Origin of the sequence: Nocardia sp. NPDC004168 (assembly GCF_040610355.1) — a bacterium.
Taxonomy (GTDB): domain Bacteria; phylum Actinomycetota; class Actinomycetes; order Mycobacteriales; family Mycobacteriaceae; genus Nocardia; species Nocardia sichangensis.
Window position 1 is genome coordinate 103,575 of sequence record NZ_JBEXME010000009.1, and the last position, 8,299, is coordinate 111,873.

An 8,299-nucleotide genomic window follows, 5' to 3' on the forward strand; every position below is an offset into this window, starting at 1 on the left:
GTTTCACTCTACGGATGGGGAGCCGCGACGGAACCTAAGATGCGCCGGGAAGTCTCCGGACGCCCGCGCAGACCTCGGCGGCCAGGTCGTCGTAGCCGACGGCCAGTTCGGCCAAGCGCTGCCAGGCGTCCCACAGATCCCATTCCGAACTGCTGGCCAGCGCCGCGTAGGCGTTCGCGGTGAACTGGGCCAGGCGATCGATCACGGCGCCGACGGTCTCGGTGTGCACGTGCGCCGCGCCGTGGGCGGGCGGCAATTGCGTGGTGATCCAGCGATCGATGTCGTGAATCAGGCTCGCACGCAACGCGTCTATCTCGCCGAGTGATTCGGGTCCCGCGCTGAGCCTGCGTTCGTGCAACGTGGTGAGTTCGTGTGCGCAGCGCAGCATCGGATTGCTCTCGTGCATCTCGCCTCGGCAGGCTTGCAGCACTTGATGTTTCGCCGGAAGAACCGCCCCGGTGGTCATCGCCCGGCCGTTCTCGTGCAGGACCGTACGGTGTCGATGATGGACGAGCCGGAGGGACGGAAATCGTTCTCGGGAGCCACGATCCAGTGCCGATAGTCGGCGTCGGCCACGGCGGGAGACGGCAGTGCGATCTCACCGCCGGAGGGCACGATGGAGACGTTGAGACGGAACAGTTCCGCGAACAGCCGGACGTCGTCGGGTAAGTCGGGGCGGGTGAGGAAGGTCCACCGTTTGGACCGAACGTGAGAAACGATCGGACCCAACGCTATTCGGCGATGGGTGAGATCGTCGCGAACTTTCTGCCCCAACGCGGCGGGCATCGTGATCGCGCCGACGAATCCGGCGCGGAGGACGATTCGGCCTATCTCCGGATGGACTCCGGCGGGCAGGTCGCAGGTGTGTCGATAGTAGGCGCATCGGGCGGTCGGGGTATCCGCCAACGCCAGTTGGTCCATAGGGCCCTCGGGTAGCTTCGTGTGACTTTTTCCAAGCCGCCCGGACGGCGCTGCGGCACCAGTGCTGTGATCCGGTTCATCGTGCGGGCGTTGTCTCAGTAGAGCACTCCATGGAGCGGATCAAACATTCCGTTCAATTAGTTCTCGAGAAATTCGTTCGCCCGCCGGTTACCCGCGGGTGTGGTTACCGGTAGGGTGCGCGGGGATGCCCCGCGTTCAACTCGGCGTACGTAATTCCTGGTCAAACGACCTGTGTAGATGCGGGGCGAGAACGCGGGGAGTTTTGTTCAGTGCCGTCGCTGACGGGTGCGCTACCTTGCCGCAAATCGATACCGCGGCAGCGCGCCTCAGGGTGTCGTGCGGAAGTACAGCACGCGGTCGCCGTGCTCGGACAATGGCGTGTCGACACTGATCTGGCGCAGGCCGCAGTCCGGCAGGTAGGTGAGGTTGGCGAACACCTTCGTGTTGCCGAAGGCCGCGCGCAGCTTGCTCTCCGTCGCCCGGTCGGGGTTGTACAACGCCAGCGTCTCGAAATCGAGTGGCGCGAGCGGTTTGTCGAGGGGGGCCTGCCCGGCAGGACGGCCGAGCGCGGCGTACTGGGTGGCCGTACCGCGCTCGTACCAGCACAACTCGTAGGCCACGTCCTCAGTGACCGTGATCGCCGCGACCGGCCAGTCCTGGGAGAGGCGCAGTGCCAGTGGATGTTTCGCCACCGGGGTGAGTTCCCAGTTCAGGCTCATGACCGTCACCCAGCCGCCGTAGGGCTGGTCGATCAGCACGATGTCGTCGCCGAGGGTGGCGGAGGTGTTCAGCTTCGGCTCGCGGATCTTCCACTTCGACTCGGTCGTACCGAGATAGCTGTCGCGGTCGAGGGGATAGGCGTCGTCGACGGCGTAGGCCGCGATGATCGCGGCGCGCACCTGGGCGATGGCGTCCCGTTCCGGCACGTAGACGCTGAGCGCGCCGAAGGTGGAGCCGATCTGGACCGGCGTCGACGGCTGATCCTGCTCGGTGCCCGGCGCGAGCGGTCGCAGGCCGACGAGAGCCAGCTTCCAGTTGATCTCCTCGACGGTCGACAGGTCGCCGGAGGATTTGAACATGATCTGCTGCTGGGTGAGCCGTCCGGCTCCCTCCAGGGTGCGGCAGCCCAGTTCGACCAGCGCCCGGTGCGACTTGGGAGTGAGATCCAGGTCCTGGATGCCGCAGGCGCGCAACCGGATCGACATGGTGGTGGAGGTGAACGCGGCGTACCGCTCCCGGTACATGGCGATGGCCTGCTTGCGCGACCGGCCCACCATGAGCGTGCGCAGCAGCGTGCTCAAGCTGGCCAGGTACTTGCCGGACAACTCCGGGTTCGCCGCGGCCAGGCCGGCACGGATGCGGGCCGCCTCCTCGGTCGCGGCCACGGCGGCGTCCTGGTCCAGCCTGCCCAGCCAGACACCGCACTTGGACAGGCCGTCGGCGCACGGGCCCGCGACTTCCGGATGCGCCCGCGCCACTTGCCGGTAGACGTCACAGGCGCGCCGGATCGTCGTGGTGGCCAGTTCCCTGCGCCCGCTGTGCCGTGCCGCCTGCTCGAAGGAGCGCAGCGCGTCGTTCAATTCCCCGGCCAGACGGGCGGTGAGCACTTGGCCCCTGGACAGCAGGCGCAGGCGGATCGCCACCGCTTCTTCGGCGGGCGCCAGCGCTTCCCTTGTGCGGTCGCGCGTCGAGCCGTTGTTCTTGGTGGCGATCAGCCCCTTGGCGAGTTCGCCGAGCGAGGTGGCCAAGCGCAATTCGGATTCGACCGTCCGGTCGAGGGCCGCATACCGATCCGCCGCGATCTGACGCTCCATCGCGTCCAGATCCATCGCGCTCCTCGTTTCCAGCATGATCCTCCGCCAACGCGCGGCAACCGCGCAACACATTCTTCTGCGCACCGAGTTTGTCACGCTTGCCGCCCGCGCGCACCTGTATCCCGCCAGGCAGACCGGGTCGTTCGGCGGTCGGCGACCCACGCGGCGGCCGACGCGATGGCGGAAGGCATGATCGAGGGTTGTGCGAGCCCTTCTACAGCGCGTGAGATCGGCCCGGGTGACGGTCGGCGAGCAGGTCGTCGGAAGGATCGATCCGGTGGTCGACGGCCTCCCGCACGGCCTGGTCGCCCTGGTCGGCGTGACGCACTCCGACACCGAGGCGACCGCGCGGGCATTGGCCGACAAGGTGTGGCGGTTGCGCATCCTCGACGGGGAGCGCTCGGCCGCGGACCTCGGCGCGCCGATTCTGGTGGTCAGCCAGTTCACGCTGTACGCGGACACGAAGAAGGGCAGGCGTCCGTCGTGGTCGGCGGCCGCGCCCGGCGCTGTCGCCGAACCACTCGTCGAGCACTTCGCGGAGGCGTTGCGCGAACTCGGCGCAACCGTGGCCACCGGGCGGTTCGGCGCGCACATGCACATCGACCTGGTGAACGACGGTCCGGTCACCCTTATGGTGGAGCTGTGAGCTGTTGTCTTGCCCCGAAAATCGGGGGCTCCGAGCGCATCTGGTGATCCGCGCCTCGCTCGACCTGGGCACGAAGTCTGCCCGCAAACATCGAGGAATTTCCCGTTCACGTTGACGTCACTGGTGATTAGTCATCCGCTGTTACCGTGGGTGGGAAGGACTCGAGGGTGGAGGAGCGGACGCGATGGCGGACAATGTCGAATTCGATGAGCATCTGTTCCGCAAGGCGGCCCAGAAGACGGGGCATGTCCAGGACCGGATCACCGGCATCATAGTCAGATTGAGCACGTCGATCGCGGCGCGGGGGAACTGCTGGGGCAACGACAGTATCGGCCGTAACTTCGCCAACGGCCCGGACGGCTCGGGCGGTTACACCACGACCAGGGACAACCTGATCAAGGGCGCACGAAACATGGCGGGCACGTTCGAGAACTTCAGCAAAGGACAGACGAAGACCGCGAATCTGCTGCGCGACATGGAGCACGGCAACCGCGACGGCATCCGCTGACCCGGGGTTCACCGACCGATGACGAACGAGCAAGCCAAGGCGGACTTGGCCGACATCCTCGACGGCGTCCAAGAACAGATGCGGATCATCGCACGGTTGCAGCAGGAGCGCGCCGAACTGACCGGCCGCGCGACCGTGCGCGGCAAGCGGGTGACGGTGGTCGTGAACGCCGACAACACGGTGATCGATACCCAGTTCGGGCCCAATATCGAGGACCTCAGCCATGCCGAGATCGCCAAGGCGGTCACCGAGGCCGCGCAGCTGGCCAGTGCCGACGTGGCCCGCAAGACACGGGATCTGATGGCTCCCTTGGACACTCATCGGGCCCGGATGCCGAAGCTGTCCGATCTGGTCGAGGGCATGCCCGAGGTGCGCGCTCCGGAACCCGTCCCGGCTCCGACGGCGCCGCCGAACGCGCGGGAGCGCAGGGAGTTCTCCGACGGCAGCGGCATGCGCTTCACCGATACCGAGACGGTAGAACGCGATCGTGGTGGATCGGTCACCGATTCCAGCTGGTGACCTCGGTGGCCGCACCGGGCCGTCGAGGTAGCTGAGCATGGCCATCGAGCTGCCCGGCGCGCTGAAGTACCTCGAGCCGATCGTCGGCATGGAGTGGCCCGAGGGCAACGAGGACCAGATGTGGGCCTTGGGCGGGGACTGGCGGACCGCCGCGTCCGAGTTGCGCTCGGTCATCCCCGACATCGTGGCGGCCAAGAGCGCGTCGATGACCGCCTATCCCTCGGGCGACGGCTACGAGGAGATGGTCAAGGCCTTCGACAGCTTCCTGACATTCGGCGGCGGCAACCCGCAGGACGACCAGACGCTGTCGAAGCTGGCCGACTACTTCAAGGAGATCGGCGACTCCGCTTACGACGTCGGCACCGAGATCGAGTACGGCAAGCTGATGTACTGGTCGTCGCTGGCGTTGCTGGCGGGGGAGCTGGCGGCGTCGTTCGCGTCCGGCCCGTTCAAGCCCGCGGTGGACGCGGCGGCGATCGCGGCCACCCGGATCGCGGTCCGCATCATCGGTCAGCGGTTGGTGCAGGCGGTGATCCAGCGCGTGGGCCGGATCGTGGCGAACCGGTTCGTGAGCTTCCTGCTCCGGCACATCGCGATCGACACGATCCTCGGCACCATGCAGGAACTCGGCGTGCAGGCCTATCAGGTCGAGCAGGGGCACCGCAAGAACATCAACGTCGAACAGGTCGTCGTCACCGCCGTCAGCTCCGCGGCGGGCGGCGCCGCGGCGGGGCCGTTGGGCGAGAAGCTCGGCCACGCGCTGACCCGGCGGTTCGGCCCGGAGTTCAATCCGTTCCTGCACGGCATCATCACCGGGACGACGGCGGGATTGGTCGGCGCGGGAGCGGGTTTCGTCGGCGCGACCGCGACACAGTTCAGCTTCGATGTCGCGACCGACGGGTTGGACCAGGCGCTACAGAACCTGGGGAACACGCCGGTCGACTGGCGGATGTTCACCGCGGGCGCCTCCAACGGCGCGATGACCAGCGTCGCGAAGGTCGGTTCCGCGCACATGTGGAACAAGATGATGCCGACCACGATGAGTCGTCCCGACTTGGGAACCCGCCTGAACAATCTCTTCGCCGACGCGGGCGGGGCGCGGGTGGGCTACCGGCCCGATGGCGCGGGAACGACCGGCGCGGGCGACGGCAGTCTGGCTCCAGGCGCCGGGAACACTTCCGGTGCGTCGGACACGTCCGGGGCGACGAACGGTGCGGGCGCTCCGCGCGCCGGAATGCCCGCGGCCGGCGGCAATAGTTCATCGAACTCCGGCGGCACGGATACGTCGCGCGCCACCGGTGCGTCCGGGGGAGATCGGGTTTCGAGCGCGGCCTCCGATGGCGCGAGGTCGGAGGGCAACGACGCCGGGCGGAGTGGTGAGTCCGGCACTCCGGCGCAGACCGGCGAGCAGGGCACGTCCGGCGAGCGCGCGTCGTCGGGTGAGCAGTCGTCGTCGGGTGAGCGCGCGTCGTCGGGTGAGCGCGCGTCGTCGGGTGAGCGCGCGTCGTCGGGTGAGCGCGCGTCGTCGGGTGAGCGCGCGTCGTCGGGTGAGCAGTCGTCGTCGGGTGAGCGCGCGTCGTCGGGTGAGCAGTCGTCCTCTGGTGAGCGGTCTACGTCGGGTGAGCAGTCGTCGTCTGGTGAGCGGTCTACGTCGGGTGAGCAGTCGTCGTCTGGTGAGCGGTCCACGTCGGGTGAGCAGTCGTCCGGCGAGCACTCGTCGTCGGGGGAACGGTCCACCGGTGAGCGGTCGGCGTCCGACACCGGCGCGGGGCTCGCCGACGAAGGAAGACAGGACCGCGGCGCCGGAGCCGGTCGGTCCGAAGAGCCGAATATCGCCGCGGGTCAGCATGATAGGGCTACCGAACCGGGGGCCGCCCAGCGCGGCACCGTCGACGGCGTGCAGAACACGGAGACGCGATCGGTTTCGGACACGGCGCCGACGGGCGCGACGCCGGCCGTGGGCGCTCCGCTGACCGGCCATCCGGCGTCGCCACACGCCGGACCGAGTATCGCGAGCACGCCGCCGTCCACTGGTGTCGCGCCGGGCGCGACGCACGCGTCTCCTGCTTCGCCGGGATCGAGCGACGCACGGCCCGCGTCGTCCACCGATTCGCGCGCCCAGGCCGCCAACCCGGACAGCAGGGCGGCCGCCGACCGGGGCCGGGCCGGTGTGGCCGATCGCGCCGCCGGTTCCGGTCGCGACGAGGCCGGGGTGCGTGCGGGCAAGGCCGACTCCGAGGCGCCGCGAGCCGAATCCAGGCGGGAGGCGGGCGCGACCCGTCAGGTCGGGGAGATGCGCCAGGACGGCGGGGCGCGCCCGGCCGGAGAGACGCGTCAGGCGAATGCGGATCGACCGGGCGAGGCGTCGCGATCACGCGATACCTCGGAATCCGACGACGGCAGGCGCGATACCGCGGAACCGGTTGTGCTGCCGCTCGCCGGTGACGCAGGTGAGTCCAGACCGGCGCGCCGCCCCGGCGGGGATACCGATGGCCCGGCCCGCCGCCCGGGCGGGGATACCGATGGCCCGGCCCGCCGCCCGGGCGGGGATGCTGATGGCCCGGCCCGCCGCCGGAGTGCGGACACCGATGGCCAGGCTCGCCGGGACACCGACGAGACGACGCGGGACGATCCGGATTCCGATGCGCAACAGGATCATCCGAAGAATCGCGGGGAGTGCGCCAGGCTGTCGCTCGCGGAACTCCAGGAGGCCACCGGTAGCGATACCATCCGGCCGCCGGACGAGCCGGTCGGCGAGCGCGGCATGTCCCTGCGTGAAATCGAGGAGGCCGCGGGCGGGCGTCTCTGGGACTACCCGGACGGCGGGCCGGACGAGTCTCGTCACCAGGGCATCGCCGACGAATTGCTGCGGATGGCGGCGGGGATGGACCCGCGCGATGTCGCCGAAGGCCGTGGACCGCGCGCCCTCGTGGTGGACGAATACACCGGTCCGGTCGACGAGCACGGGGTCGGCGCGCACGCCTACACCTTGACCGTGCGCATGCATCCGGACACCGGCGAGTTCCGCATCGAGGTGTCCGACCCGGGAGCGGAGAGCCGCAAGGGGTTCCCGCCGGACGTGCCGTCGGACCTCCGCTCGGTTTCGGCGATCCTGTTCGACGGTGCGGGAAAGGTGGTGCCGCCGAGCGGTTCCGACCCGCGGGTGCGACCGGCCGACGAACGGCCGATCTATGGTCCCGAGGGCGAGATCGCGGGTCGGCGCGATGGCGAGACGCCGAAGCAGTTCCGCGCGCGGTTGCGCGCCGAGATGGCCGACATGCACTCCAGGCGGGCCGCCGAGCAAGCGCGGCGGCTGCGTGACCTGATCGACCGAATCGATGAGGCGGATCTGCCCGAAGGGGTGACGAAACGCTCGCGGCGGATCAAGGCGGGACAGGCCGAATGGCATGCCCGCGAGTTCCGCAAGAACGCCGACACCTGGTGGCGGGTCGCCGGTGGGCGTCCCGCAGACGATGCCCCGATACCGCCGCGTTCGCCGTCGGACCCGGTGTCGGACCCGGTGCGTTCGCGCGATGACTCGAATGCACTTGACCCAGCACGGGTTGTGCCGGGCGACCGTGAACCGGGTGCTGCGGATGAAGCGAATCGGCCATTCGATCCGTCGTCCCCGCCGCGCGTCGGCGACGAGGTGCCGGAACCGGGTGATCGGAAGGTGGCGCCGCTGGACCGCGGCGATACGGAACCGGCGCGCTCGCGTGACGACTCGAATGCGTCCGATCCTGAACGTGTTCCGCCGGGTGACCGTGAACCGGGCGCTGCGGATGAAGCGAATCGGCCATTCGATCCGTCGTCCCCGCCGCGCGTCGGCGACGAGGTGCCGGAACCGGGTGATCGGAAGGTGGCGCCGCT

6 protein-coding genes and 1 pseudogene are annotated in these 8,299 nt (G+C 69.1%); 4 read left to right on the forward strand and 3 right to left on the reverse strand.

Annotated features, from left to right (window positions below; genetic code table 11):
* Nucleotides 1–34: 34 nt before the first annotated feature.
* From ABZW96_RS18705 to ABZW96_RS18715, 3 genes are all read right to left on the reverse strand, one after another.
* Nucleotides 35–466 (reverse strand): DUF4254 domain-containing protein, encoded by a 432-nt coding sequence (locus ABZW96_RS18705; protein ID WP_355076145.1) that lies wholly within the window; start codon nucleotides 464–466, stop codon nucleotides 35–37.
* Nucleotides 463–921: a DNA-directed RNA polymerase subunit beta gene (locus ABZW96_RS18710; protein ID WP_355076147.1), complete on the reverse strand. Its 459-nt coding sequence runs from the start codon at nucleotides 919–921 to the stop codon at nucleotides 463–465. The genes ABZW96_RS18705 and ABZW96_RS18710 overlap by 4 nt, the downstream gene beginning before the upstream one ends.
* Nucleotides 922–1,268: 347 nt before the next feature.
* A complete protein-coding gene (locus ABZW96_RS18715) occupies nucleotides 1,269–2,792 on the reverse strand; it encodes a hypothetical protein (protein ID WP_355076149.1) in 1,524 nt (507 codons plus the stop codon).
* A gap of 166 nt (nucleotides 2,793–2,958) precedes the next feature.
* On the opposite strand from ABZW96_RS18715, the gene dtd reads away from it, so the two are divergent.
* The 4 genes and pseudogenes from dtd to ABZW96_RS18735 form a co-directional block, all read left to right on the forward strand.
* Nucleotides 2,959–3,402: a D-aminoacyl-tRNA deacylase gene (gene dtd / locus ABZW96_RS18720; RefSeq protein ID WP_355076151.1), complete on the forward strand. Its 444-nt coding sequence runs from the start codon at nucleotides 2,959–2,961 to the stop codon at nucleotides 3,400–3,402.
* A 184-nt stretch (nucleotides 3,403–3,586) separates the two neighbouring features.
* Nucleotides 3,587–3,910: a hypothetical protein gene (locus ABZW96_RS18725; protein WP_355076153.1), complete on the forward strand. Its 324-nt coding sequence runs from the start codon at nucleotides 3,587–3,589 to the stop codon at nucleotides 3,908–3,910.
* 18 nt (nucleotides 3,911–3,928) lie between these two features.
* Complete coding sequence (locus tag ABZW96_RS18730; RefSeq protein WP_355076155.1) at nucleotides 3,929–4,429, forward strand: YbaB/EbfC family nucleoid-associated protein; 501 nt, start codon at nucleotides 3,929–3,931, stop codon at nucleotides 4,427–4,429.
* A 37-nt stretch (nucleotides 4,430–4,466) separates the two neighbouring features.
* A pseudogene (locus ABZW96_RS18735) lies at nucleotides 4,467–8,299 on the forward strand (hypothetical protein); the annotation flags it as partial.

Excerpts from the sequence above, each read along its gene's own strand:
- ABZW96_RS18705 (WP_355076145.1), bottom strand. The coding sequence starts at position 466 with ATGACCACCGGGGCGGTTCTTCCGGCGAAACATCAAGTGCTGCAAGCC.
- ABZW96_RS18710 (WP_355076147.1), bottom strand. The coding sequence starts at position 921 with ATGGACCAACTGGCGTTGGCGGATACCCCGACCGCCCGATGCGCCTAC.
- ABZW96_RS18715 (WP_355076149.1), bottom strand. The coding sequence starts at position 2,792 with ATGCTGGAAACGAGGAGCGCGATGGATCTGGACGCGATGGAGCGTCAG.
- ABZW96_RS18725 (WP_355076153.1), top strand. The coding sequence starts at position 3,587 with ATGGCGGACAATGTCGAATTCGATGAGCATCTGTTCCGCAAGGCGGCC.
- ABZW96_RS18730 (WP_355076155.1), top strand. The coding sequence starts at position 3,929 with ATGACGAACGAGCAAGCCAAGGCGGACTTGGCCGACATCCTCGACGGC.